Raw genomic sequence first — 25,628 nt, 5'->3', positions numbered from 1 at the left:
CCGCAGAGGTCACGGGGGATTTCGTTATTCAGCAACAGCACGACACCATGGCAAAGCGTGACTACTACGACGTCCTCGGTGTGGCCAAGAACGCCACCGACGACGACATCAAGAAGGCCTATCGCAAGCTGGCCATGAAGTACCACCCTGACCGCAATCAGGGTGACGGCGCGAAGAAGGCCGAGGAGAGCTTCAAGGAGGCGAAGGAAGCCTACGAGATGCTGTCCGACGGCGACAAGCGCGCCGCCTATGACCAGTACGGCCATGCCGGTGTGGACCCCAATGCGGGCGGTTTCCGCCCGGGTGGCCCGGGCGCCGAAGGCTTCGGCGGCTTCGCGGAGGCCTTCGGCGACATCTTCGGCGACGTGTTCGGCGGCGGTGGCGGCGGCCGGCGTGGCGGTGGCCAGCAGGTCTATCGCGGCGCAGACCTGAGCTACGCGATGGAAATCACGCTGGAGGAAGCGGCACGCGGCAAGGAAAGCCAGATCCGCATCCCCAGCTGGGACGAATGCGAGACCTGCCACGGGTCGGGCGCCAAGGCCGGCACCAGCGCCAAGACCTGCACGAGCTGCAATGGCAGTGGCACGGTGCACATGCGCCAGGGCTTCTTCAGCGTCCAGCAGACCTGCCCGCACTGCCGCGGCACGGGCAAGATCATCCCCGAGCCCTGCATGACCTGCCACGGCGCTGGCAAGGTGAAGAAGAACAAGACGCTCGAGGTCAAGATCCCGGCCGGCATCAACGAAGGCATGCGCATCCGCTCGGCCGGCAACGGCGAGCCGGGCACGAATGGCGGCCCGTCGGGCGACCTGTACATCGAGATCCGCATCAAGCAGCACGACATCTTCGAACGCGACGGAGACGACCTGCACTGCACGGTGCCGGTCGGCCTGACCACGGCTTGCCTGGGTGGCAGCCTCGAGGTGCCGACGCTCGGCGGAAAGGCCGAGATCGAACTGCCCGAAGGCACGCAGCACGGCAAGACCTTCCGCCTGCGCGGCAAGGGCATCAAGGGCATCCGTTCGAGCTACCCGGGCGACCTGTACTGCCACATCGCGGTGGAAACACCGGTCAAGCTCACCGAGCACCAGCGCAAGCTGCTGCGGGAGCTGGACGAGTCGCTCAGCAAGTCGGACAAGCACTCGCCCAACGCGAAATCCTGGACGCACCGCGTCAAGGACCTGTTCAAGTGAGCGGCCGGCCGCTCTGAGCCTTCAAACGCGGCGCCTTCGGGCGCCGTTGTTTTTGCTGGTGGATCTCGGGCGCCTGCGGCGTGGGGGAAGAGCCGGTCGCGATTCGTGACTTGCAGCACGGTGGGGCCGTGCGGCTCAAGTGCCGGCGTGGAGGCGTCGATAACCCAAGACGGGCGCCCTGTCGCCACCCCACCCGTCCGGAGCCACCGATGCAGCTGATCGACCGCGACATCGCCAAGTCGTCCGCACTGGTGATCGACGCCAACCCCACCGCGCGAGGCCTGCTCGCTGCGCAACTGCGCGACTTCGGCGTCGGTGCCATCGTCCAATGCGCCCGCATCCAGGACGCCCGCCGCCAGCTGGAGTCGCGCACGTTCGACATCGTGCTGTGCGAACAGGAGTTCGAGGCCGAAGGCTACTCGGGCCAGAACCTGCTGGACGACCTTCGACGGATGCAACTGCTGCCCTTGTCGACGGTCTTCATCATCGTCACCGGCGGCGCCTCCCAGACCATGGTGGCGGACGCCGCCGAGTCGGCTGTGGACAGCTACCTCCTCAAGCCCTACACCGCGTCCGCCCTGGGCGAGCGGATCGCGCAGTCGCGGCGGCGCAAGAAATCGCTCGCCGAGATCTTCGCCACCGTGGAACGCGGCGAGCTCGCCGACGCGGCAGGCCTTTGCGCGCGGCGATTCACCGAGCGGGGACCGTATCACGCCTATGCCGCGCGCCTGGGCGGCGAGCTGCTGTTTCGTCTCGGGGACCTCGATGGTGCACGCCGTCTCAGCGAGCAGGTGCTGGCGCTGGAGCCGAGCGTGCCATGGGCCCGACTCGGACTGGCGCGCGCGCAGATCGGAAGCCAGCAGGCGGCCGCCGCCATGCGGGGCCTGGAGTCGCTGGTGGCCGACCAACCCAAGTACACCGATGCCTTCGACGTCCTTGGTCGCCTGCAGGTGGAACAGGGCAACCTCGAAGCGGCGGCCGCCACGTGCCAACGGGCCTGGGAATTCACCCGCGGATCGATCGCCCGGCTGCAGCGGCACGCGCTGTTGTCGTTCTACACCGGCCGGATCGACGAGGCAGCCAAGGCGCTGGAGCGCGCCAGCACATTGGGGTCGGGTTCGAGGATGTTCGATCCGCAGGTGCTGCTCCTGCTCGCGGCCGTGCGACTGCGGCAGGGTGATGCCAAGGCCTTGCAGCGGGCCCTCGGCGCCTTGCAGAACGCGGCCGCCCAGGACGCCGGGAACGCCCGGATGGCCCGCCTCGCCGAGCTCTCCCTGGCGCTCGGCCTCCTCTCCCAGCCAGCCGCCCTGGCCGAGGCACTCGGGCGAATGGCCTCGCTGTCGGCTGATGTGGGGCTCGACGGGGAAACGGCGTGCCATCTGCTCACGGTGTGGTCGGGGCTGGCCGCCGCGGGCGCCGAGATGCCCGAGGCACCGCGGTGGGTCGACAGGCTCAGCATGCGCTTTGCCAGTTCAAGGGCCCTGACGGAATTGATGACGGGGGCGGCCGGTGCACACGCGCCCTTCGCAGCCGGCGTTCAGGAGGCCCACAAGCGCGTCACCCTGCTCGCCGAACAGGCGATGGGGCTCTCGCACGACGGGCGGGCGGCCGAAGCGGTGCGGACCCTGCTCGACCATGCCGAGCGAAGTCTCAACGCCAAGCTGGTGGACCTGGCCCGGCTCACCCTCCAGCGTCACCGCGACACCGTTGGCGACGAGACGCAACTTTCCGAACGGATCGAGCGGCTCCGCACCCAGGTCATGGCCACTGCCGCCATACCGGCGCTGGCCCAGGCCAGTGAACGAACGACGGGTTCCCTGACCGCGGGTGCCCGTCCGCCCGCCAACGCCACACCCGAAATCGCGGCAGCCGGGACCGGCGCACGAACCACCACCTGAGGTTCAGCGCAGCAAGCGCCCCTCGGCCCCGATGACCGTCACCTCCACATACTTCGAGCCCACGCGCTGGCCAGGCCCGAAGCCGATGGTGAACCCGCCCACGTCGAAGTCGCGAATGCCCTCGAGGGCTGCGGCAATGCGCTCCCGTCCGGCGTCCGGGCCGGCCCGGCGAAGGGCCTCGACCATCACCTTGGCAGCGATGAACGATTCCATGCTGGTGTACGACACAACCTGGTCGGGCTGGTACTGCTTCATCGCCGCAAGGAATTCGCGCGCCACCGGCGTCGTGGGCACGAACGGATAGGGCATCACCTGGGCAACGCCGACGCCGCGCGTGAGTTCCTGTCCGGTGTTCTTCACGAGTTCCTTCACGTTCACGACCGAGATGCTGAACAGCTGGGCCCGGCTGCCCGCGGCGCGCAGCTTCTTGACGAAGGCCGCCGAGGCCTTGTTCACCGAGACCATGATGACCGCCTCGGGGTTGCCCGCTGCGATCGCGCCCGCTGCCTCGTCGACCTCCTCGGGCTTCGTCCTGTCGTAGGAGCCCGTGGCCACCGCCTTCAGGCCGAGCTTGTCCAGAGCCGATTCGGCGCCCGCCAGGCCGCTCTTGCCAAAGCCGTCGTTCTGGTACATCACGGCAAACCGGCGCACCCCGATGCTGTGCAGGTGCTCGACCATCTTGGCCGCCTCATCGGTGTAGCTTGCGCGAATGTGAAAGATGTTCGGATTCGGCGGTTCGCGCAGGTCGATCGCACCGGTGAAGGGAGCCAGCAAGGCGATCCGCGCGTCGCTCAGCACCTTGTTCTTCACGAGGTTCATGACATTGCCGGTGCCGATGAACCCGAACAGCGCAACCGGCTTCTCGTTCTGCAGCAACTCGCGCGTCACGCGAAGCGTCTCGTCCGGCTTGTAGCCATCGTCCTTCACCACCACGCGGATGCGGTGCCCGTTCACTCCCCCCTTGGCGTTCACTTGCGCGAAGTAGGCCTGGGCCCCGGCCACGTATTCGGCCCCGGTGGCGGCAATCACGCCGCTCAGCGGCACCGCCTGGCCGAGAACGATCTCGCTTGCGGCCCGGGCAGGCGCGCCCGAGGCCAGCATCGCCAGTGCCGCAGCCAGCGCACCGATTGAATTCAGGGTTCGACGTCGAAGAAGGCTTGCGGGCATCGCGTCAGATCAGGGTGAAGGGGCCGTGATCCTAGGGGGAACGGACACGCCCCCGCACTCAGGGGGGACCCGGGGCGTCGCGCGGGCACCAAGGTGTCGCCGAGGTGATGGCAGTCCTGCGCTCGTCGTGGAAGCGAGCGACGCCCTGCCCCCGTCCGCCGCCTCAAAAGAGTTCGCGCTGGCTGGAAGCAAGACGGCCGGCGGGGCGGATGAACCGCGAGACATCCAGCGCGGACCGGTCACGCCGGTCGAGGCCGAGGCGGGCGGACGCCTTCTGGAGACGCTGGCGCATCAGATCGGCCCAGACGCCCTGCCCGCTCATGCGCGAGCCGAAGCGGGCATCGTAGTCCTTGCCACCGCGCATCTCCCGCACGCGCGCCATCACCCGAGCGGCACGGTCGGGGAAGTGGGTGTCCAGCCATTGCTGGAACAGCGGGTTCACTTCCCAGGGCAGGCGCAGCACCACCGAGAAGGCACTCGTCGCTCCGGCAGCGGCGGCAGCCTCCAGCACCCGCTCCAGCTCGGGCTCGTTGATGAACGGGATCAGCGGCGAGACACTCACGCCGACCGGAATGCCGGCCCGGGCCAGGGCCTCGATGGTTTTCAGGCGACGCTGTGGCGAGGCCGCGCGCGGCTCCAGGATGCGTGACAGGGCCGGGTCGAGCGAGGTGACGGACACGTACGCGACCGCCATGCCGGCTTGCGCCATGGGAGCGATGAGGTCGATGTCGCGCTCGACGCCGGACGACTTGGTGATCACCGAGAACGGGTGCTGGCTGGCGCTGAGCACCTCGATGATGGCCCGCGTCAGGCCCAGCCGACGCTCGACCGGCTGGTAGGCATCGGTGGCCGAGCCGATGTTGATGACCTTGGGTTCGTAACGCGGGCGGGCCAGGGCCTCGCGCAACCGCTCGGCGGCATTGACCTTGGCCACGATGCGGGTCTCGAAGTCGAGGCCGGGCGACAGGTTCAGGTAGCTGTGGGTCGGCCGTGCGAAGCAGTAGATGCAGCCGTGCTCACAGCCTCGGTAGGGGTTGATGGAGAGGTCGAACGAGATGTCGGGCGAGTCGTTCGCGGTGATGATCGACTTGACGTGTTCCTCGATGACCTCGGTCGCCGGCGGAAGCCGCTCTTCAGCGGCCTCCTGGTCGAGGCTGCCCCAGCCGTCGTCGAAGGTCTCGTGCTGCAGGCGAGTGAAACGGTGCGGAAGGTCCCAAGCCGTGCCGCGTCCCTTGAGGGGCGGCGCGATGCGCACTTCGGCAACGGGGATCGGGTCGCCACAGCCGGCATCGTCCGGCGCACCGGTGGCGCCCGAGGGCTTCGGCATGAAAGGGGCTCGCATACTGTAATTATATACAGTACACCCAACCAACGGGAGCGTGGGGCCCTGCCCTGCACGCGACCACTTCGGGTTGCTGGAGCAACATGCGCGAAGGTGGAGGCCGAGACGCTCTTCACGGCCACGGGCGCCAGGTTCAGCCGTGTCGATCGGCTTCACCAAGCAGGCCGCACAGCCGCGACAGGTCCGTTCAGCCGCACCGACGCGCCGGCCAGCTTCATGTCGATGGGGGTCGGCGCTCTGCGCGCTCAGTACTCGTCGCCACCCGAGGCGTAGCCCGGGGCAAGGTTGTCGAACTTGGTCAGCGGCTTCAGGAAGGCGAGCTTGCAGGTGCCCACCGGGCCGTTACGCTGCTTGGCGATGATGATCTCGGCGACCCCGGGCTCCTTGCTCGTCTCGCGGTTGTAGTAGTCGTCGCGGTAGATGAACATGATCACGTCGGCGTCCTGCTCGATGGCGCCGGACTCGCGCAAGTCGCTCATCATGGGGCGCTTGTCGGTGCGGGTCTCGACGCTTCGGTTCAGCTGCGACAGCGCGATGACCGGGCACTTCAGTTCCTTCGCCAGCGACTTCAGGCCCCGCGAGATTTCGCCGATCACGGTGGCCCGGTTTTCCTCGTTGCCGCCGCTGCCGCTCATCAGCTGCAGGTAGTCGATGACGATCAGGCCGAGCTGACCGCATTGACGCGCCTGCCGACGTGCCCGGGCGCGCAGCTCGCTCGGGCTGAGGGCCGAACCTTCGTCGATGAACATGCTGACCTTGCCGAGCTTCTCGACCGCCTCGGACAGGCGGCCCCATTCGTCGTCGCGCAGCGCGCCGGTGCGCAGGTGGCCCTGGTCGATGCGGCCGAGCGAGCCGACCATCCGCAGCGCCAGCTGGGCGGCGCCCATTTCCATCGAGAACACCACGACCGGCAGGCCTTCGTTCACTGCGACGTACTCGCCGATGTTGAGCGCAAAGGCGGTCTTGCCCATGGACGGGCGCGCCGCGAGGATGATCAAGTCGCCCGGCTGGAGGCCCGAGGTCATGCGGTCGAGATCGTAGAAGCCGGTTCGCACGCCGGTCACGTCTTCCGCACCGTTCTCGTGAAGTTCATTCACCCGGTCGATCAGCTGCACCACCAACTGGTCCATGCTGAGGAAGCCCTCACGCGAGCGCGAGCCTTCTTCGCCGATCTTGAAGATCTTGCTTTCGGCCTCGTCCAGGATCTCCGAGACGTTGCGCCCCTGCGGGTTGAGTGCGGCGGTGGCGATCTCGTCGCTGGTGGCAACCAGCTTGCGCAGCACCGATCGTTCACGGACGATCTCGGCATAGCGTCGCAGGTTCGCCGCGCTCGGCACGCTCTGCGCCAGCGCATTGAGGTACACCAGGCCGCCGCATTCCTCGGCCTTGCCCTGCATCTGCAGGTGCTCGAACACGGTGATCACGTCCGCCGGCTTGCCGGCGTTCATCAGGCCGCCGAGCGCCCCGTAGATGAGCCGGTGTTCGGCGCGGTAGAAGTCGGTGTCCTTCAGCAGGTCGCCGGCACGGTCCCAGGCGCTGTTGTCGAGCAGCAGGCCCGCCAACACCGCCTGCTCCGCCTCGACGGAATGAGGTGGCACCCGCAGGCGGGCGACTTCATCATCATGGCCCGAAGCGCCGGGCGGTACGAAGGTGGTGGTGGTGAAGACTGCAGACATCGTCAAATCATACGGGCGGCCTGAGCGGCCGCCTGTGGGTAAGGCTGTGGACGAGCGGGGGGCATCCGGTGGAAATCCGCGAAGGCGGCGCCCAAACGGAAAAAGGGCCGGCAGTGCCGGCCCTTCTCGTTCGAGCGCTGAGTGTGATCAGTCGGTTTCGCCGACGACCACCACCTTCACCTCGACGACCACGTCGGTGTGCGGAGCCACCGTCACCAGGTGCTCGCCGACCGTCTTCAGCGGGCCGTTCGGCAGGCGAACCTGAGCCTTGGCGACCTTGAAGTCGATGCGGGTGAGCGCTTCGGCGATGTCCTGGTTCGTGACCGAACCGAACAGGCGACCGTCCACACCGGCCTTCTGGGTGATGTGAACGGTACGACCGCTCATCTTCTCGCCCAGGGCTTGTGCGGCGGCCAGCTTCTCGGCGGCGGCCTTCTCGAGTTCGGCGCGACGGGCCTCGAATTCCTTGATCGCGGTTTCCGTGGCACGACGTGCCTGGCGCGACGGGATCAGGAAGTTGCGGGCGTAGCCGTCCTTGACCTTGACGACATCGCCGAGGTTGCCGAGGTTGGCGACTTTTTCAAGCAGGATGATTTGCATGGGAAGTGCTCCTTCAGACCTTGTGCTGGTCGCTGTACGGCAGCAGGGCCAGGAAACGAGCACGCTTGATGCAGGTCGTCAGCTGACGCTGGAAGAACGCGCGCGTGCCAGTCAGGCGGGCCGGCGTGATCTTGCCGTTCTCGCCGATGAAGTCGCGCAGCGTGTCGATGTCCTTGTAGTCGATCTCTTCGACGCCGGTCACCGTGAAGCGGCAGAAGCGCTTGCGGCGGAAAAGCAGGGACTGTTGGTTGCGCTTGGGCTTGCGGTCCTTCGAGAACCGACCTTTACCACGTGGGGGGGCCATATTTCACCTCTTTGGAATATCTGATCCGGAACAATCTTCGAATTCGGTCACATGGAACACGATGCCTCGGCCGTTGCGCTGGTTGGTCAGGAACCCGGCAAAGTTGCCGGCCCGGCCGATCTCCAGGCGCTGGAGCCGCGTGGCGATGTCACCGATGCCCACCGCCCGGATCTCCATGGAGACCTTGCGGGGCTGGCCTGCTTCCGTGAGCTGCGATTCGTGCCGGAGGCTGAACTCGCAGACCGGAAGACCGGCCGGGGTGAACCGCCCTGCGCCTCGTTCGATCACCTCGGCCAACAGAACCAGCCGGTTCATGTGGCGTGGGCAGCCGTCGCCGCAGGCAGTGTGTTCGTCAGGCCGAAGCCTCTTGCGGCGCCTTGCGGGCGTCTTCGCGCTCGACCGACTTCATCATGACGGACGGGCCGGTCTCGGCCTTCGACTTCACGACGGTCAGGTGACGAAGCACGGCATCGTTGAAGCGGAAGCCGGTCTCGATTTCCTCGAGAACTTCCTTGCTGACTTCGATGTTGAGGCACAGGTAGTGCGCCTTCGCCAGCTTCTGGATCATGTAAGCCATCTGACGACGGCCCCAGTCCTCCACGCGGTGCACCTTGCCGCCGCCGGCGGTGACGATGCCCTTGTAGCGCTCCAGCATGGCCGGAACCTGTTCGCTCTGATCCGGATGGATGAGCAGGATGATTTCATAGTGACGCATTGGAACTCCTTCTGATTTCCGTAGCAGGAAGCCACCCCGAAGCGTCAGTCAGACGGGTGTGGCAAGGTAAGCCCGCGATTGTACTCCGAAAAAGGGGTTCGCCGGAAGATCATGCAGGGAGGCTGCCTGGCGCCCCGGGTGAGGTGCCTTCGCCGGGGGCGCGCAAGCGGTCGACCAGCGCCAGTCCCCGGGCATCCGGCGGCCCGGTGAGCAGGCTCGCGACGCCCATGACGGCGAACCCGAGCGGCACGCCGAAGACGCCGGCCGAGATCGGCTGAATGCCGAACCAGAGGGCCGGCTCGCTCTGGATGCCGAACACGCCGCGCAGCCAGGGCTCGTTGCGCACCATGTAGTACAGCGCCATGGCCAGGCCCGACGACATGCCGAGCACCGCGCCCCACTTGTTTGCGCGGCGCCAGAAGACCGCGAGCACCAGGGCCGGGAACAAGGCCGACGCCGCTACTGAAAACGCCGCCGACACGAGGAACACGATGTCAGTCGGCCGCTGCACCGCCACGCCGGCGGCAGCCAGGGCCACGAGCAACAGCAGCATCTTCGACAGCATGACGCGGCGTCGGGCGGGCGCGCCGGGATCGATCATGCGGTGATAGACGTCGTGGGACAGTGCGTTGGCGATGGTGAGCAGCAGCCCGTCGGCCGTCGACAAGGCGGCCGCCAGACCGCCGGCGGCCACCATGCCCGAGACGACGTAGGGCAGCCCGCCGATCTCCGGGGCCGCCAGCATGACGATGTCGGCGCCGATGCGGATCTCCGCCAACTGGAGCAGCCCGTCGAGGTTCACGTCGACGACCGAGAGCAAGGTCGGGTCGACCTTGGTCCAGTGGGCGATCCAGGCGGGCAGTCGATCGAACGAGGTGCCCACCAGGAAGGTGAACACCTCATGCTTCACCATCACCGCCAGCGCCGGAGCAGAAAGGTAGAGCAGCAGGATGAAGACAAGTGACCAGGTGATCGACTGCCGCGTCTGTGCCACGGATGGCGTGGTGTAGCAGCGCATGAGCACGTGGGGAAGCGCGGCCGTGCCCACCATGAGGCAGAACACGAGGGCGAGGAAGTTGTTGCGCGAGTCCTCGAAGGCCGATTGCTCGGCGGGGCTGCCGCCCGGGTCGCCCGCGAACGGGACGGCATGCGGCGGCATGCCGCCGAGCGGTCGCGCTCGCGACTCCTCGTTGGCCATGGCCTGGCTCCACTGCTGTCGAGCCGCCGCTTCGTCGCCGGGCAAGGCGGCCAGGCTGCGCTCGGCCGCCTGACGCTCGCTCAGGGGCGACTGGGCAATGCGCAGGGCGTCCACCCGTTGTCGGGCCAGGTCGTGCTCCCGCGAGAGCGCCGCGGGGACGTCAGCCAGGCGGGCTCGCTGCTCGTCGGCGCGAGCCTGGAACAGCGCCCTCACCTCCAGCTCCTTCGGGTCGCGCGCCAGTTCCCGCTCGCGCTCGCTCAGCTGCTGCAGCTGCGGCCCGTACATCACTTGCGGCACCGGGTCGCCCGTCTGCTTGACGGACAGCCACACCACGGGCACGAGGTAGGCCATGATGAGCACGATGTACTGGGCCACCTGCGTCCAGGTGACCGCGCGCATGCCCCCGAGGAACGAGCAGACCAGCACGCCGCCGAGCCCGAGGAAGATGCCGATCTCGAAGGTGACGCCGGTCAACCGGGTGGTGATGAGCCCGACGCCATAGATCTGGGCCACCACGTAGAGGAACGAGCACATGACGGCAGCCACCACGGCGACGCCACGTGCCAGGTGACCGCCATAGCGCTCGCCGAGGAAGTCGGGGATGGTGTAACCACCGAACTTGCGCAGGTAGGGCGCAAGCAGCAGCGCGACGAGGCAGTACCCGCCCGTCCAGCCGAGGATGAAGGCGAGCCCCGCATACCCTTGCAGGTACACCGTGCCGGCCAGGCTGATGAAGGAAGCCGCAGACATCCAGTCGGCCGCCGTCGCCATGCCGTTGTAGAACGCCGGCACGCGACGGCCCGCGACGAAGTACTCCTCGGCATCGGTGGTGCGGCACAGCATGCCGATCCCGGCGTAGAGCACCACCGTGGCCAGGAGGAAGATGAGGCCGATCCACCGTTTAGCGAGGCCCATCTGCTCCAGCATGACCATCCCGGCGATGAAGGCCAGCAGGCCCACGGCATAGGCCGCATAGATGCGGTTGAGCTGCTGCGTGAAACTGCGTGCCCCCGGCTCGGGAAAGAAGCGGAACACGTCAGTCGACCCGTGACGAAGGCAGTGCGCCTGCGGCGTCGATCCGGTTCATCACCCAGGCGTAGAGGCCGATCAGGATCACGAAGACGATCAGCGCGCCCTGTGCCGCCACCCAGTAGCTGAACGGCCAGCCGAAGAACATGAAGCCGAGGTCCCGCGCGAAGAAGGTGACCCCGAAGGTCACCGCGAACCAGACCGCGAGCAGCGCCAGGGTGAAGGCGCGGACGAAGCGCCAGTGGCTCAGGTCAGACGCTGATGAGGAATGCACGGCGAGGCTCCGGACCGAAGCCGGCATTGTTGGCGCCCTGCGTGACAGTGTCGATACCGGAGAACCCGCCCCGCCCTGCCCCGCTCCCGTTCAGCCGCTATGCACAGCCGCCCTGGGGGCGGCACAGCGCCACCTTCCACGCCAGTGCCCCGGCCCAGATGGCCGCCAGCAGCGCGGCCACGATGAACACCCGCCAACCGGCAGGCAGTCGAGCCGGTGGCAAGCACGCGGCCACCTTGCGCAGCGGCAGGGTGGTCGCGTGAAGCAGGGCATGAAAGGGATTTGCCGCGCGCCGCGGTCCGAGCAGCCGGCCGAGACACCACTCGCCGAGGGCGGCGAGGATCGCGATCTCGGCAAGCAGCTTGATCGACCGGGCCAGCAGCAGCGCGGCGTCCTCCACCTCGAGGTCAGCCCTTGGCGAGGCGCTGCCAGGTCTCCACGACCGTGTCGGGGTTCAGCGAGATGGACACGATGCCTTCGGCCGCCAGCCAGTCGGCGAAGTCCGGGTGGTCGCTGGGCCCCTGGCCGCAGATGCCCACGTACTTGCCGACGGCGCGGCAGGCCGCGATGGCACGCGAGATCAGCGCCTTGACGGCCGGGTCGCGCTCGTCGAAGTCGCGCGACAGGATCTCGAGGCCGGAGTCGCGGTCCACGCCCAGGGTGAGCTGCGTCAGGTCGTTCGAGCCGATCGACATGCCGTCGAAGTACTCGAGGAACTGTTCGGCCAGCACGGCGTTGCTCGGGACCTCGCACATCATGATGAGCCGCAGGTCGTCCTGGCCGCGCTTGAGACCGCGCTCGGCAAGCATCTCGGTGACCCGCTGGGCCTGGCCGAGGGTGCGCACGAACGGCACCATGATCTCGACGTTGGTGAGGCCCATCTCGCCCCGCACGCGCTTGAGCGCCTCGCACTCCATCGCGAACGCTTCGCCGAAGGCCTCGCTCACGTAGCGCGCGGCACCCCGGAAGCCGATCATCGGGTTCTCTTCCTCGGGCTCGTAGCGCGAGCCGCCGATGAGCTTGCGGTACTCGTTGCTCTTGAAGTCGCTCAGGCGCACGATCACCGGCTTCGGCCAGAAGGCAGCACCGATGGTGGCGATGCCCTCGACCAGCTTGTCGACGTAGAACGCGCGCGGCGACGCATGGCCCCGCGCCACCGACTCGACGGCCTTCTTCAGGTCGGCATCGACGTTCGGGTAGTCGAGGATGGCCTTCGGGTGCACGCCGATGTTGTTGTTGATGATGAACTCGAGGCGCGCCAGGCCCACACCGCTGTTGGGCATCTGGGCGAAGTCGAAGGCGAGCTGCGGGTTGCCCACGTTCATCATGATCTTGATCGGGCAGTACGGCAGTTCGCCGCGCTGCACGTCGGAGATGTCGGTCTCGAGCAGGCCGTCGTAGATGTAGCCGGTGTCACCCTCGGAGCAGGCGACGGTCACGAGCGCGCCGTCCTTCAGCACGTCGGTGGCGTTCTCGCAGCCGACCACGGCCGGAATGCCGAGTTCGCGCGCGATGATGGCCGCGTGGCAGGTGCGCCCGCCGCGGTTGGTGACGATGGCCGCGGCACGCTTCATCACCGGCTCCCAGTTGGGGTCGGTCATGTCGGTCACGAGCACGTCACCGGGTTGCACGGTGTCCATCTCGGCCAGGCTGTGCACGATGCGGACCGGGCCGGTGCCGATCTTCTGGCCGATCGCGCGGCCCTCGACGAGCACGGTGCCCGTGCCCTTGAGCTTGTAGCGCTGCTCCACCTTGCCGGCGGACTGGCTCTTCACCGTCTCCGGGCGGGCCTGCAGGATGTACAGCTGGCCGTCGGTGCCGTCCTTGCCCCACTCGATGTCCATCGGGCGGCCGTAGTGCTGCTCGATGATGAGGGCGTACTTGGCGAGTTCGGTGACGTCGGCATCGCTCAGCGAGTAGCGGTTGCGCTGCTCGGTGGCGGTGTCCACCGTCTTGACGAGGCGGCCGGACTGGGCCTTCTCCTCCGGCGTGGCGAACTCCATCTTGATCAGCTTGGAGCCGAGGTTGCGGCGGATGACGGCAGACTTGCCGTTCTTCAACGAAGGCTTGTGGACGTAGAACTCGTCCGGGTTCACCGCGCCCTGCACCACCGTCTCGCCCAGGCCGTAGCTGGACGTGATGAACACCACGTCCTTGAAGCCGCTCTCGGTGTCGATGGTGAACATGACGCCCGCCGCGCCCAGGTCGGAGCGCACCATGCGCTGCACGCCGGCCGACAGGGCCACGTCGCTGTGGGCGAAGCCCTTGTGGACGCGGTAGCTGATGGCACGGTCGTTGTAGAGGCTGGCGAACACCTCCTTCATCTTGTGCAGCACGTCTTCGATGCCGACGACGTTGAGGAAGGTCTCCTGCTGGCCGGCGAAGCTGGCGTCGGGCAGGTCTTCCGCGGTGGCGGACGAGCGCACGGCGAATGACGCGCCCGGGTTGCCGGCGGTCAGCTTGGCGAACTCGGCCGTGATGGCGGCTTCAAGGTCGGCCGGGAACGGCGTTTCCTCGATCCAGCGGCGGATCTCGCCGCCGGCTTCAGCCAGGGCGCGCACGTCTTCGGTGTTGAGCGTGGACAGGCGTTTGCTGATGCGCTCGGCCAGGCCGTTGTGGGCCAGGAACTGGCGGAAGGCGTGTGCGGTGGTCGCGAAGCCGCCGGGCACGCGCACCCCGGTGGCGGCCAGTTGGCTGATCATTTCGCCCAATGAGGCGTTCTTGCCGCCAACCGACTCGACGTCGGTCATTCTCAGGTGTTCAAACGGTACGACCAGGGCGGTCGCCAGGTTTGGGGTTGACATGGGAAAGCTCCGTGATGATGAAAAACCGGTGTGTTCCCAGGGCCCCGCGAACCCGAGCAAAGCTCAGAGGGCTCAAGCGTGTGGCGCACGGTCAGGCGCTTTGGATGAATTGGAGTTGGCACGGACCGTTGCATATGGGGGAAGACTTGGGGCGATTCTACGGGCTTTTGCCTATGATGTCGGACACTCAGCCGCTGCCCCGCCCATGCTCAATCGCACCGTCTATTTCATCTCCGATGGCACCGGCATCACCGCCGAGACCTTCGGCAACTCGATCCTCGCGCAGTTCGCCATCAAGCCACGGCACGTGCGACGCCCCTTCATCGACACCGTCGACAAGGTGCATCAGGTGGTGCGCGAGATCAACCACACCACCGAGCTCGAGGGCCGGCGCTCCATCGTCTTCGTGACCCTGGTCGACTCCGAGATCCTGGCCGTGCTCAAGTCCCAGTGCAAGGGCATGGTGCTGGACATGTTCAACACCTTCATCGAGCCGCTGGAGACCGAGTTCGGCATCACGTCGAACCACCGCGTGGGCCGCTTCTCCGACATCTCCAAGAGCCAGGAGTACACCGACCGCATCGAGGCGATCAACTTCTCGCTCGCCCACGACGATGGCCAGTCGGCCAAGAACCTCGAGCAGGCCGACGTCATCCTGGTCGGCGTGAGCCGCAGCGGCAAGACGCCCACCTCCCTGTACCTGGCCATGCAGCACGGCATCAAGGCGGCGAACTACCCGCTCATCCCCGAGGACTTCGAGCGCCAGGCCATTCCATCGAGCCTCGCGCCGCACAAGGGCAAGTGCTTCGGCCTCACCATCGCGCCCGAGCGGCTGAGCGAGATCCGCAACGAGCGGCGGCCCCACAGCAAGTACGCGAGCCTCGAGAACTGCCGTCACGAGGTGGCCGAGGCCGAGGCGATGATGCGGCGCGAGGGCATCTCCTGGCTGTCGTCGACACACAAGTCGATCGAGGAAATCGCCACCACCATCCTGCGCGACATCCGGCCTGATCGCTTGATGTACTGAAGCCCTTCGCCCCGCACGCCGCAGCCGCAGCCCCAGCCGGCGCACCGGGCCGGCTCAGCTGCGCTGCCGGGCCGACTCGTACAGGCAGACCGCGGCCGCGGCGGCCACGTTGAGCGACTCCTCGCCGCCCGGCTGCGGAATGCGCAACGCGAGCGAACAGCGCGCCATCAACGGTGCCGAGACGCCCTGCCCCTCATGGCCCATCACCCAGGCACAGGGCCAGGGCAGATCCACCTCGTGCAGCGCGGCCTCGGCATGCGAGCTGGTCGCCACGAGCGGCAAGGCCAGCGCGTCCAGGGCGTCCACCTCGCAGGCCTCGGCGAGATGCAGGCCGAAATGGGCGCCCATGCCGGCACGCAGCACCTTCGGCGACCAGAGTGCGGCCGTGCCCTTGAGCGCGACCACCTGGGTGAATCCGAACGCGGCGGCACTGCGCAGGATGGCGCCGACGTTGCCTGCATCCTGGAGGCGGTCGAGCACCACGGTGGGCAAGCCCGGACGGGGCGCCAGCGCGCCCGTCCAGGGAACGGCGAAGGCGATCGGCGCGGGCGATTCAAGGGTGCTGAGGCCGGCCATCAACGCATCCGGCACGATGGCCACGGTGTCGGCACCCTGTGCCAAGGCGGCGAGCCGGGCGTCTTGCCAGCCGCTTTCGGTGATGACCGCCTGGGGTGCATGGACGCCTCGCTGGAGAAAGGCCGAGACGAGATGATCGCCCTCGATCCACACTTCCCCCAGCTTGCGATAGGCGCCCGGATCTCCGGCCAGCTTGCGAAGGCGAACCAGCAACGGATTGTCGCGTGAGGTGATGGCGCGCGCTGTGCTCACGGGGCGTGCAATTCAGTGGATGGGGTGACGATGGCCGAGCCCGGCGGCAATGCGGCCGGCACCACGACCGCCGACGCCCCCGTTGCCGGGGACAGCAGGGACTGCAGGTCCGGCGTGAGCGACATCACCTCGCGGACCGGCGCGAACGAGCGTCGGTGGTGCAAGCAGGCGCCGTGTCGGCGCAGCGCCTCGAGGTGCTCCGGCGTCGGATAGCCCTTGTGGCCATCGAAGCCGTACTCCGGGTGCGCCTCGTGAAGGGTGGCGAGGAGGCGGTCGCGGTGGACCTTGGCCAGGATGGAGGCCGCCGAGATGGCCTGCACCGTGGCGTCGCCCTGCACGATCGCCTCGGCCGGCACCTTCAGGCGCGGCAACCGGTTGCCGTCGACAAGGACCTTGGCCGGCTTCAACCGCAGACCCTCCACCGCGCGCTTCATCGCCAGCATCGTGGCCTGCAGGATGTTGAGCGCGTCGATCTCCTCCACGGAGGCCTGGGCGATGCAGGTGCACAGGGCCTTGGCACGGATCTCGTCGAAGAGGCGCTCGCGTGTTCGGGCGGTCAGCTTCTTGGAGTCGTCCAGCCCTTCGATGGGATTGAGCTCGTCCAGGATGACGGCGGCGGCCACGACGGGGCCGGCGAGCGGCCCCCGGCCGGCCTCGTCCACACCGGCCAGCAGGCCGATCACGTCGAAGTGCAGGCCGAGCTGCTCAGGCCGCGAGGACTTTTTCGATGGCATCGGTCGCGGCCTGCGCGGTGTTGCAGCGCAGCTGGCGATGCAAGGCGTCGAAGCGGTCGACCAGCTTCGCGCCTGCATCAGGGTTGTCGATCCAGGCGAAGGCGGCCCGCGCCAGCGCCTCGGGGCGGCCTTCGTCCTGGAGCAACTCGGGGACGACGAAGTCGGACAGCAGGATGTTCGGCAGGCCCACCCACGGCTGGTACTTCTGCCGCTTCATGCGCTGCCACTCCAGCCAGTTCATGTTGTACGTGATGACCATCGGCCGCTTGAAGAGCGCCGCCTCCAGGGTGGCCGTGCCGCTGCCGATGAGGGTCACATCGCAGGCAGCCAGCGCCTCATGCGAGCGCCCGTCGAGCAGCACGACCCCGGCCGCGGCGGCCTCTCGGGCCACCATGGGTTCGATCATGGCCCGCAGGCCCGGTGCCATCGGCAGCACGAAGCGCAATCCGGGGCGCTCGCGCGCCATCAGGGCGGCCGCGGCCAGCAACCGGGGCGCGATGTACTTCACCTCGCTGCGGCGGCTGCCGGGAAGGAGCGCCACCACGGTGGCATCAGGGGGCAGGCCGAGCGCCTGGCGGCTCGCCGCGCGGGGCACCTCGAGCGGAATGGCATCTGCCAGCGGGTGGCCCACGTAGCTGGCGGCGATGCCGTGCTTGGCGTAGAGCGCCGGCTCGAACGGAAAGAGGCACAGCATGTGGTCCACCGCCTGCCCGATCTTGAGGATGCGCTCGCCGCGCCAGGCCCACACCGAGGGGCTGACGAAGTGGATGGACTTGATGCCCTGCGACTTGAGCCGCATCTCGAGGCCGAGATTGAAATCCGGTGCGTCGATGCCGATGAAGACGTCAGGCCGATCCTCGATGAGGCGGTCGCCCAGTGCATTGCGGATGCCGACCAGTTCGCGGTAATGGCGAAGCACCTCGAGGTAGCCGCGCACCGCCAGCTTGTCACTGGGCCACCAGGCGTCGAACCCAAGCGCAGCCATGCGCGGGCCGCCGATGCCCTGCGAACTCATGCCGGGCCATCGCTGCTTCAGGCCGCCGAGCAGAAGGCTTGCCAGCAGGTCACCGGACGCCTCGCCCGCGACCATCGCGAAACGCGGTGTGGAGGAAACCATGCCGGCCTTCAGCGGACGATGCCGCGGGTGGATTCGGCGAGGAAGCGGGACATCATGCCGACATCGCCGTCGGCCTCGGGCACCGTGCCGGCGAGGCCCTCGATGGCGGTACAGGCGGCGGCGAAGGTCAGGCCCTCGCGGTACAGCAGCTTGTGCATCTGCTTGACCACCGCCACGCGTTCGGGCGTGAACCCGCGCCGGCGCAGGCCCTCGCTGTTGAGACCGCGCACCTCGGCCGGGGCACCGGAGGTGATCATGAAGGGTGGCACGTCCTGCGAGATGGCCGAGCCCATGCCGGTCATCACGTAGGAGCCCACCTTGCAGAACTGGTGGATGTGCGTCAGGCCGCCGAGCGTGACCCAGTCGCTGATCTGCACGTGCCCGGCCAGCTGCGTGCTGTTCGAGATGGTGATGTGGCTGCCGAGCTGGCAGTCGTGCGCCAGGTGCACGTAAGCCATGATCCAGTTGTCATTGCCGAGCCGCGTCACGCCGCCATCCTGGACCGTGCCGAGGTTGAAGGTGACGAACTCGCGGATCAGGTTGCGGTCGCCGATGATCAGCTGCGTCGGCTCGCCGCCGTATTTCTTGTCCTGCGGGGCGGCCCCGAGCGAGGCGAACTGGAAGATGCGGTTGTCGCGGCCGATCGTCGTGTGGCCCTGGATGACCACATGCGGGCCGACGACCGTTCCCTCGTCGATGCGCACGTCGGCGCCGATGACGCTGTAGGGGCCGACCGTCACCGACTCGCCCAGCTGGGCACCCGGCTCGATGATCGCGGTGGGATGGATCGTTGCCACGTGCAGCCTCCTTGGTTCAGCTGACCTTGCGCATGGTGCACATCAGGCTGGCTTCCACGGCCGTCTCGCCGTCCACCGACGCGCGGCCCAGGAACTTGAAGATGCCCGCCTTCTGGCGCTCGATCTCGACGTCGAGGATCAGCTGGTCGCCCGGTTGCACCGGGCGCTTGAAACGCGCGCCATCGATGCCGGCGAAATAGAAGACGGAGTTGTCGTCAGGCGTGACGTTCAGCGTGAGGAAGGACAACAGCCCCGCCGCTTGGGCGAGTGCCTCGATCATGAGCACGCCGGGCATGACCGGGCGCGAGGGGAAATGGCCCGAGAAATAGGGCTCGTTGACGCTGACGTTCTTCAGCGCCTTGATGCTCTTGCCCTCGACGACGCTCAGCACCCGGTCGACCAGCAGGATCGGATAGCGGTGCGGGAGAAGCTTGAGGATCTGGTAGATGTCGATGGGGGCGTTGTCGCTCATGATGAACCGGTTTTCTTTTCGAGGGCACGCACGCGTTCCCGAAGGGCGTGCAGGTTGCGCAGTGTGGCTGCGTTCTTCTCCCAGGCCGCATTGTCGTCGATGGGGAACAGGCCGGTGTACACCCCCGGCTTGGAAATGGAGCGGGTGACGGCGGTACAGCTGGAGATGTGCACGCCGTCGGCCAGCGTCAGGTGCCCGATGATCATGGCCGCGCCGCCGATGGTGCAATGACGGCCGATGGTGGTGCTGCCCGCCACCGCCGCACACCCCGCCATGGCGGTGAAGGCGCCGATGCGCACGTTGTGGGCGATCTGGATGAGGTTGTCGAGCTTGACGCCCTCCTCGATCACGGTGTCGTCGAGGGCACCCCGGTCGATGCAGGTGTTGGCGCCGATCTCGACATCGTCGCCGATGCGCACGCCGCCCAGCTGCTCGATCTTCTCCCACTGCCCCTGGTGCGGCGCGAACCCGAAACCGTCCGCGCCGATCACGACGCCGGAATGCACGAGCCCGCGAGCGCCGATGTGGCAACCGTGCGAGAAGGTGACACGCGGCGCGAAGCGGGTGTCCCGGCCGACGGAAGCGCCCCGGCCGACGAAGCCGTGGGCACCGATCTGGGCGCCCTCTTCCACCACGGCATCGGCCTCCACGACCACGAAGGGCCCGATGCTGGCGCTGGCCGCCACCCGGGCGGCCGGATCAATGAAGGCTGTGGGATGCACACCTGGCGCAACAGGCGGACGCGTGCGGGCCGCCCACCACTGGGTCAGGCGAGCGAAGGCCAGGTACGGATCGGGCGTGACGAGTGCCGCGCCGCGGGCGGCCGCCGGCTCACGCAGGGCGGGGGCCACGATGACGCAGCCCGCCGCGGTCGTGGCCAGCTGCGATTGGTACCGCGGGTTCGACAGGAAGGAGATGGTGTGGCTGTCGGCGCTGTCCAGCGGGCCGATGCGGCGGATGGCGAGGCCGGCGTCACCGACCAGTTCGCCGCCCAGGAACGCGGCGATCTCGCCCAGGGTGGTGTCCACCACCCCTCACTTGCCGCCGGAGGCGTTCAGGGAGTCGATCACCTTCTTGGTGATGTCGACCTTGGGGCTGGCGTAGACGACTTCCTGCAGCACGAAGTCATAGCCTTCGGCTTCGGCGATGCGGCGGATGGACCGTTGAGCGGCCTCGACGACCGTCTGCAGTTCCTCGTTCTTGCGCTGGTTCAGGTCTTCCGAGTACTCGCGGCGCTTGCGCTGCAGGTCCTTCTCCTGGTCGAGGATCAGGCGCTGGCGTGCCGTCTTCTCACTCTCGACAAGGGTGGCCTGTTCGCGCTCGTAGCGATCGACCGCCTCCTTCAGCTTGCGGCCGCTGTCGACGAGTTCCTTGTCACGCTTGCTGAACTCGGCCTGCAGCTTGTTCTGCGCGGCCTTGGCCGGCAGGGAGTCACGCAGGATGGCGTCGCTGTTGACATAGCCGATCTTGACCGCAACGGTCGCCGGCTGGGTTTGCGCGACCGCTGCCGTGGCCGAACCCAGGCCGGCTGCGAGCAGAAGGCATGTCGTCAGAGCACTTTTCATCAGAACGCGGTCCCGATCTGAAATTGGAATGGGCTGATTCTATCGTTTGACTTGGAACGGATGGGTCGGCCATAGCTCAGCTTGAGCGGCCCGATGGGCGACACCCAGCTCAGGCCGAGACCTGCAGAGGCTCGCAGGCTGTCGGCCTGGATCTTCTCGTTCTCGCCCCACACGTTGCCCACGTCGGTGTAGGCGAACAGGCGCAGCGTGCGGTCGTTGCCGGTACCCGGCACCGGCAGGTACAGCTCGCCGTTCAGGTTGAAGCGCTTGGAGCCGCCCAGGTAGGCACCGCCCCAGTCCACCGGACCAAGCGAGCCCTGGTCGAACGCGCGCACGGTGCCGAGGCCACCACCATAGAAGTTCTTGAAGATCGGGAACGGGCGGCCGTTGAGGCCCTTGCCCCAGCCCACCTCCGCGTTGATGGCGAAGGTGTACTGCTTCGTGATCGGCCAGTACTGCTGGAACTGGGCGTTGGTGCGCACGTAGCGGGTGTCGCCGCCCACGCCCCAGTCGATGTTGATGCGCTTGTACTGGCCCTCGTTCGGGACGAGCACGCTGTCGCGGCCGTCGCGGGTCCAGCCGAGGGTGAGCGGCAACGAGGTGCTCTTCTCACCGAACTCGTTGCGATAGCGCCGGTACTGCCAGGGCAGGCCGAAGTCGCCGCGAATTTCAGTCTGCTCGATGCCGATGCCGAAGTACACCGTGTCGTACTCGGTGAACGGCACGCCGAAGCGAACGGAGGCGCCCGGCGTCACGAGCTTGTAGTCCTCGCCCTGGCTGTTGAGCGGACGGCTCGTGCGATAGAAGATGTCGAAGGAGCGCGAGATGCCGTCGATGGTGAAGTACGGATCGGATGCGCTCAGCACCAGGTTGCGGTTCGACTTGCTGGTGTTGACCTCGATGCCGAGGTAGGTTCCCGAGCCAAAGACGTTGTCCTGCTTGATGGAGCCGCTGAGCGAGAACTTGTCGGCGCTCGAGAAACCGGCGCCCAGCATCAGGTTGCCGGTGGGCTTCTCGACCACGTTCATGTTCAGGTCGACCTGGTCGTTGGTGCCCGGCACTTCGGTGGTCTCGACGTTCACGTCCTTGAAGTAGCCCAGGCGATCGACCCGATCGCGCGACAGCTTGATGCGGCGGCCGTCGTACCAGGAAGCCTCGAACTGGCGGAACTCACGGCGCACCACTTCGTCACGCGTGCGGCTATTGCCCGACACGTTGAAGCGGCGCACGTACACGCGGCGTGCCGGCTCGGCGAACAGGGTGATGCCGACCTGGCCCTTCTCGCGGTCGATCTCCGGGCGCGCCTCGATGCGTGCGAAGGCATAGCCGAAGTTGCCGAAGCGCTCGGTGAAGGCCTTGGTGGTCTCGGCCACTTCCTCGGCACGATAGGGCTCGCCCGGGCGGATCTTCACGAGGGACTGGAACTCCTCTTCCTTGCCGAGGTACTCGCCATCGAGCTTGACGCCGGTGACGGTGTAGCGCTGGCCTTCCTTCACGTTGATCGTGATGGTGATGTCCTGCTTGTCCGGCGAGATGGCGACCTGGGTCGACTCCACCGCGAACTCGAGGTAGCCGCGGTTCAGGTAGTACGAGCGCAGCGTCTCGAGGTCGGCGGTCAGCTTGGAGCGCGAGTAGCGGTCGGCCTTGGTGTACCAGTTGAGCCAGCCGCCGTCGTTCAGGTCGAGCAGGCCCTTGAGCGTGCTTTCGGAGAAGACGCTGTTGCCGGTGATGCGGATTTCCTTGATCTTGGCGGCGCCACCCTCGGTCACGGTGAAGGTGACGTTGACACGGTTGCGTTCCTGCGGCGTGACGGTGGTCACCACCTCCGCGCCGTACAGGCTGCGCGTGAGGTACTGGCGCTTCAACTCCTGCTCGGCGCGGTCGGCCAGCGCCTTGTCGAACGGCATGCCTTCGGAGATGCCGAAGTCCTTGAGGGACTTGGTGAGGCCTTCCTTGTCGAATTCCTTCAGGCCGACGAAATCGATGTTGGCAATGACCGAGCGTTCGTCGACCACGACCACGATCACGTCGCCGTCCACCTCGATGCGCACGTCCTTGAACAGGCCGGTGGCGAAGAGCGCGCGCAGCGCTGCGGCGCCCTTGGCGTCGTTGTAGGTGTCACCCACCCGGAACGGCAGCGCGGCGAAGACCGTGCCGGCGTCCGTGCGCTGCAGGCCCTCGACGCGGATGTCCTTGAGTACGAAGGGCTCGACGGCATGGGCCGGCATCGCCTGAAGTGCGGCCACCACGGCCAGCGACACCAAGGAGGGACGGACAAGGCTCGGGCAGGACACAGTGAAGGCGGGGGGAGTTCGCATGCGGAGAGTCAGTGCAGGCCCAGGTAGCGGGCCACATCGTTGTAGAAAGCGAGCGACATCATCAGGATCATGATGGCGAGGCCGCCGCGCGTCAGCCGATCGAGCCACACGTCGGAAGGGGGGCGCCCAGTCACTGCTTCGAAAAGATAATACATCAGGTGTCCGCCATCGAGCATCGGCAGCGGCAGGAGGTTGAGCACACCCAGGCTGACGCTCACCACGGCGAGGAAGCCGAGGTAGTACGACAGACCGAGCCGTGCCGACTGGCCGGCGTAGTCCGCGATGGTGAGCGGCCCGCTGAGATTCTTGAGGGAGGCCTCGCCGATCAGCATGCGACCGAGCATCTTCAACGTGAGGGTCGACATGCTCCAGGTGCGCTCCACCGCCTGCCCGAGGCCATCGAGAAATCCGTAGCGCACGGTCGTGATCCGGGGGCCTTCGCCCAGGCCGGCCTGGATGCGGCCGATGCGCTGCTCGCCCTCCCCGACCGGCTTGGGCGTGACGGTGAGTTCGAGCGCCTGGCCACCGCGTTCGACACGCCAGGCCATCGGCGTCTCACGGGTATTGGCGCGGATCAGCGAAAGCAGGTGCGCTGCATCGAAGACCGGCTGGCCATCCACCGAGAGCACCCGGTCGCCCTGCTGCAGCCCGGCATCCTGCCCCGGCCCGGCGCCAAGCTTGCCGAGCACGGCGTCACCCATGGACAAGGACACGCCGATGCGGCGCATCAGTCCGGCATCGACCTCGCGCGAGCCCAGGGTGTCGAGGTCGAGCACCACGGTGCGGCGGGCACTGCCGCGGGCGTCGCTCACCGTCAGGTGGAGGCGCTCGCCGTGCAGCACGGCCTGGGTGATGGCCCAGCGCAGGTCGGACATGGCGCGAACGTCATTCCACTGCATGCCGTCCGGCGAGGTGGACTGGACCCAGTCCCCGGCACGGAGCCCGGCCTGCTGAGCCAGACTGGCGTCGGGCGGCGTGCCGAGGCGAGCCTCGGGCTCGTCGACGCCGATCCAGCTGGACGCGGCGTACAGCAGCACCGCGAGGGTCAGGTTGGCCAGCGGGCCCGCCGCCACGATGGCCGTGCGTTGCCACAGGGGCTTGTAACGGAACGCCGCCTTGTGCTGGGACGGCGGCACGTGCTCGGGCCCGTGGCCCAGCATGCGCACATAGCCGCCGAGCGGGAAAGCGGAAAGCACGAACTCGGTGCTGTCGGGGGTGCGCTGGTGGCGCCACAGGACCGGGCCGAAGCCGAAGGAGAAGCGCTCGACCTTGACGCCGCAGGCCAGCGCCACCCGGTAGTGGCCGTACTCGTGGATGACGATCAGGATGCCGAGCGTCAGGACGAAGGCCAGCACGGTGACGATCATGGGCTCAGCTTCTCCACGATGGCGGACGCGGCGCGGCGGGCCTCGGCGTCGAGCGCCAACAGACCTTCGACGCTGCGGCAGGCATCGGCATGGGGCGTGACGGCGTCGAGGCAGCGGGCATTCACGTTGTGAATCCCGTCGAAGCGGATGGTTCCCGCCAGGAAGGCCGCAACCGCCACTTCATTGGCGGCGTTCAGGATGGCCGTGCTGCCCTCGGGGCCGCGCAAGGTCTGCCATGCGAGCTGCAGGCCGGGGTAGCGCTCGGCGTCGGCCGGCCGGAAGGTGAGCGCGGAGAGCGTCGTGAAGTCGAGCATCGACGCGCCCGATTCGATGCGCTCGGGAAAGGACAGCCCGTAGGCGATGGGCACGCGCATGTCCGGCGTGCCCAGCTGCGCGAGCACCGAATTGTCGCGGCAGACCACCATCGAATGGATGATGCTCTGGGGGTGCACCACGACGCGGATCTGGTCGGGTGACAGGTTGAAGAGCCAGCGGGCCTCGATCACCTCGAGCGCCTTGTTCATCATGGTGGCCGAGTCGACCGAGATCTTGCGGCCCATCACCCAGTTCGGGTGGGCGCAGGCCTCGTCGGGGGTGACGGCGGCGAGCGTGGACGGGTCGCGGTCGCGGAACGGTCCGCCGCTGGCCGTGAGCACGATGTGGTCGATGCGCTGCGCCCAGGTGCTGCGGTCCTCCGGCAGGCACTGGAAGATGGCCGAGTGCTCGCTGTCGATGGGCAGCAGCGTGGCGCCGCCCTCGCGGACCGCATCCATGAAGAGCGCGCCACCCACCACGATGGCTTCCTTGTTGGCCAGCAGCAGGCGCTTGCCGGCGCGCGCGGCAGCGAGGCAGGGCTCGAGGCCGGCCGCGCCCACGATAGCCGCCATGACCACGTCGACATCCGCGTGCGAGGCGACCTCCGACAGTGCGGCCGGGCCCTGCAGCACTTCGGTGCGACTGCCGGCCGACCGGAGCGCATCCTGCAGCGTCTTGGCGCCCGCGGCATCGGGCAGCACGGCGAAGCGCGGCTTCCACTGCAGGCACTGCGCCAGCAATTCCGTGACCCGGCCGTAGGCGGACAGGGCCACGACCTCATAGCGATCAGGGTGCCGGGACAGCACGTCGAGCGTGCTGGTGCCGATGCTGCCGGTGGCACCGAGAACACAGACCCGCTGTCGGGCCGAAGGTGACATGGACATGGAG

General features: G+C 67.5%; 24 protein-coding genes. 3 read left to right on the top strand and 21 right to left on the bottom strand.

The features are described from left to right. The first annotated feature begins 47 nt into the window (after positions 1-47). Together dnaJ and ACSQ2F_RS07820 are read left to right on the top strand one after the other, a co-directional pair. Complete coding sequence (gene dnaJ / locus ACSQ2F_RS07825; protein WP_436021448.1) at positions 48-1,193, top strand: molecular chaperone DnaJ; 1,146 nt, start codon at positions 48-50, stop codon at positions 1,191-1,193. 209 nt (positions 1,194-1,402) lie between these two features. Further along, positions 1,403-3,091, top strand: a complete 1,689-nt coding sequence (locus tag ACSQ2F_RS07820) for a tetratricopeptide repeat protein (RefSeq protein ID WP_436021446.1) — start codon at positions 1,403-1,405, stop codon at positions 3,089-3,091. Between the two features lie 3 nt (positions 3,092-3,094). On the opposite strand, the gene ACSQ2F_RS07815 is transcribed toward ACSQ2F_RS07820, so the two are convergent. The 11 genes from ACSQ2F_RS07815 to ppsA form a co-directional block, all read right to left on the bottom strand. After that, positions 3,095-4,258, bottom strand: a complete 1,164-nt coding sequence (locus ACSQ2F_RS07815; protein ID WP_436021444.1) for an ABC transporter substrate-binding protein — start codon at positions 4,256-4,258, stop codon at positions 3,095-3,097. 163 nt (positions 4,259-4,421) lie between these two features. Further along, the gene (locus ACSQ2F_RS07810; protein WP_436026772.1) at positions 4,422-5,585 is read right to left on the bottom strand and encodes a PA0069 family radical SAM protein; all 1,164 of its coding nucleotides are present in this window, start codon (positions 5,583-5,585) and stop codon (positions 4,422-4,424) included. Positions 5,586-5,845: 260 nt separating this feature from the next. Next, positions 5,846-7,276, bottom strand: coding sequence for a replicative DNA helicase (gene dnaB / locus ACSQ2F_RS07805; protein ID WP_436021442.1), 1,431 nt, complete (start codon positions 7,274-7,276; stop codon positions 5,846-5,848). A gap of 147 nt (positions 7,277-7,423) precedes the next feature. Next, positions 7,424-7,876 (bottom strand): 50S ribosomal protein L9, encoded by a 453-nt coding sequence (gene rplI / locus ACSQ2F_RS07800; RefSeq protein WP_436021440.1) that lies wholly within the window; start codon positions 7,874-7,876, stop codon positions 7,424-7,426. Between the two features lie 13 nt (positions 7,877-7,889). Further along, positions 7,890-8,180 (bottom strand): 30S ribosomal protein S18, encoded by a 291-nt coding sequence (gene rpsR / locus ACSQ2F_RS07795; protein WP_085751034.1) that lies wholly within the window; start codon positions 8,178-8,180, stop codon positions 7,890-7,892. Positions 8,181-8,183: 3 nt separating this feature from the next. Next, positions 8,184-8,495 carry a primosomal replication protein N gene (gene priB, locus ACSQ2F_RS07790; RefSeq protein WP_436021437.1) on the bottom strand — a complete coding sequence of 104 codons (312 nt, stop codon included), beginning with the start codon at positions 8,493-8,495 and terminating at the stop codon, positions 8,184-8,186. A 37-nt stretch (positions 8,496-8,532) separates the two neighbouring features. Next, positions 8,533-8,895, bottom strand: coding sequence for a 30S ribosomal protein S6 (gene rpsF, locus ACSQ2F_RS07785; protein WP_436021435.1), 363 nt, complete (start codon positions 8,893-8,895; stop codon positions 8,533-8,535). A 109-nt stretch (positions 8,896-9,004) separates the two neighbouring features. Then, complete coding sequence (locus ACSQ2F_RS07780) at positions 9,005-11,128, bottom strand: VC_2705 family sodium/solute symporter (RefSeq protein ID WP_436021433.1); 2,124 nt, start codon at positions 11,126-11,128, stop codon at positions 9,005-9,007. A 1-nt stretch (position 11,129) separates the two neighbouring features. Further along, on the bottom strand, positions 11,130-11,396 hold the full coding sequence (locus tag ACSQ2F_RS07775) for a DUF4212 domain-containing protein (RefSeq protein ID WP_436021431.1): 267 nt from the start codon (positions 11,394-11,396) through the stop codon (positions 11,130-11,132). A 97-nt stretch (positions 11,397-11,493) separates the two neighbouring features. After that, positions 11,494-11,796 (bottom strand): hypothetical protein, encoded by a 303-nt coding sequence (locus ACSQ2F_RS07770; RefSeq protein WP_436021429.1) that lies wholly within the window; start codon positions 11,794-11,796, stop codon positions 11,494-11,496. 7 nt (positions 11,797-11,803) lie between these two features. After that, positions 11,804-14,200, bottom strand: a complete 2,397-nt coding sequence (ppsA, locus tag ACSQ2F_RS07765) for a phosphoenolpyruvate synthase (RefSeq protein ID WP_436021427.1) — start codon at positions 14,198-14,200, stop codon at positions 11,804-11,806. 205 nt (positions 14,201-14,405) lie between these two features. On the opposite strand from ppsA, the gene ppsR reads away from it, so the two are divergent. Continuing rightward, a complete protein-coding gene (ppsR, locus tag ACSQ2F_RS07760; protein WP_436021425.1) occupies positions 14,406-15,227 on the top strand; it encodes a posphoenolpyruvate synthetase regulatory kinase/phosphorylase PpsR in 822 nt (273 codons plus the stop codon). 54 nt (positions 15,228-15,281) lie between these two features. On the opposite strand, the gene ACSQ2F_RS07755 is transcribed toward ppsR, so the two are convergent. The 10 genes from ACSQ2F_RS07755 to ispC are packed head-to-tail and all read right to left on the bottom strand — an operon-like array spanning position 15,282 to position 25,624. Next, on the bottom strand, positions 15,282-16,055 hold the full coding sequence (locus ACSQ2F_RS07755) for a TrmH family RNA methyltransferase (protein ID WP_436021423.1): 774 nt from the start codon (positions 16,053-16,055) through the stop codon (positions 15,282-15,284). Then, on the bottom strand, positions 16,052-16,789 hold the full coding sequence (gene rnhB / locus ACSQ2F_RS07750) for a ribonuclease HII (protein WP_436021421.1): 738 nt from the start codon (positions 16,787-16,789) through the stop codon (positions 16,052-16,054). The genes ACSQ2F_RS07755 and rnhB overlap by 4 nt, the downstream gene beginning before the upstream one ends. Then, complete coding sequence (gene lpxB, locus ACSQ2F_RS07745) at positions 16,761-17,906, bottom strand: lipid-A-disaccharide synthase (RefSeq protein WP_436021419.1); 1,146 nt, start codon at positions 17,904-17,906, stop codon at positions 16,761-16,763. The genes rnhB and lpxB overlap by 29 nt, the downstream gene beginning before the upstream one ends. Before the next feature lie 8 nt (positions 17,907-17,914). After that, the gene (lpxA, locus tag ACSQ2F_RS07740) at positions 17,915-18,703 is read right to left on the bottom strand and encodes an acyl-ACP--UDP-N-acetylglucosamine O-acyltransferase (RefSeq protein WP_436021417.1); all 789 of its coding nucleotides are present in this window, start codon (positions 18,701-18,703) and stop codon (positions 17,915-17,917) included. Between the two features lie 16 nt (positions 18,704-18,719). After that, positions 18,720-19,175: a 3-hydroxyacyl-ACP dehydratase FabZ gene (gene fabZ / locus ACSQ2F_RS07735; protein WP_436021415.1), complete on the bottom strand. Its 456-nt coding sequence runs from the start codon at positions 19,173-19,175 to the stop codon at positions 18,720-18,722. After that, positions 19,172-20,203 carry a UDP-3-O-(3-hydroxymyristoyl)glucosamine N-acyltransferase gene (gene lpxD / locus ACSQ2F_RS07730; protein ID WP_436021413.1) on the bottom strand — a complete coding sequence of 344 codons (1,032 nt, stop codon included), beginning with the start codon at positions 20,201-20,203 and terminating at the stop codon, positions 19,172-19,174. The genes fabZ and lpxD overlap by 4 nt, the downstream gene beginning before the upstream one ends. Before the next feature lie 6 nt (positions 20,204-20,209). Next, positions 20,210-20,740 (bottom strand): OmpH family outer membrane protein, encoded by a 531-nt coding sequence (locus tag ACSQ2F_RS07725; RefSeq protein WP_436021411.1) that lies wholly within the window; start codon positions 20,738-20,740, stop codon positions 20,210-20,212. Further along, complete coding sequence (bamA, locus tag ACSQ2F_RS07720) at positions 20,740-23,058, bottom strand: outer membrane protein assembly factor BamA (protein WP_436021409.1); 2,319 nt, start codon at positions 23,056-23,058, stop codon at positions 20,740-20,742. The genes ACSQ2F_RS07725 and bamA overlap by 1 nt, the downstream gene beginning before the upstream one ends. An 8-nt stretch (positions 23,059-23,066) precedes the next feature. After that, positions 23,067-24,425, bottom strand: coding sequence for an RIP metalloprotease RseP (gene rseP / locus ACSQ2F_RS07715; protein WP_436021407.1), 1,359 nt, complete (start codon positions 24,423-24,425; stop codon positions 23,067-23,069). Next, positions 24,422-25,624, bottom strand: coding sequence for a 1-deoxy-D-xylulose-5-phosphate reductoisomerase (gene ispC / locus ACSQ2F_RS07710; protein ID WP_436021405.1), 1,203 nt, complete (start codon positions 25,622-25,624; stop codon positions 24,422-24,424). The genes rseP and ispC overlap by 4 nt, the downstream gene beginning before the upstream one ends. Between the last annotated feature and the right edge of the window lie 4 nt (positions 25,625-25,628).

Source organism: Rhizobacter sp. LjRoot28 (assembly GCF_964253025.1).
GTDB lineage: Bacteria > Pseudomonadota > Gammaproteobacteria > Burkholderiales > Burkholderiaceae_C > Rhizobacter.
The sequence above is the reverse complement of the archived record's forward strand: the minus strand, read 5'-3'. Positions and strand labels throughout refer to the sequence as shown.